Annotated in this window: 1 protein-coding gene; it reads left to right on the forward strand. The window is 63.6% G+C overall.

The features are described 5' to 3' along the window. A partial coding sequence (locus EN804_RS35670) for a PDZ domain-containing protein (RefSeq protein ID WP_135922379.1) occupies positions 1-274 on the forward strand: 274 nt, incomplete at its 5' end. Positions 275-330: the final 56 nt, after the last annotated feature.

The raw sequence follows: 330 nt of genomic DNA on the forward strand, positions 1-330 counted from the left end.
GCCAGAGAACGCGGCACTGTCCGCGCCAGCGCTGCCGGATCGTCTGGAAGGCGCGCAATTCGCGGACGCGGCCGGCAACGTGGTTGTCTCGCGCGTCGAGGAGGGCAGCGCCGCGGCCAGGGCAGGATTGCGCGCCGGCGACGTCATCGTTCCGATCAACCGGAAACCGCTTGCCACCGTGGCCGAGTTAACAGCCGCGTTGCGCGAGGCTAGCGGAACGATCGCCCTGGATCTGTTTCGCGGTGGAGAAAAGCTGTTCCTGGTGCTTCGCTAGGAGCCCTGTTGCTAGAGCACTTTAACACTAGGAGAAGGAGATGAGGAAATCTGTTC

It is taken from the genome of Mesorhizobium sp. M8A.F.Ca.ET.161.01.1.1, from assembly GCF_004792105.1.
GTDB lineage: Bacteria > Pseudomonadota > Alphaproteobacteria > Rhizobiales > Rhizobiaceae > Mesorhizobium.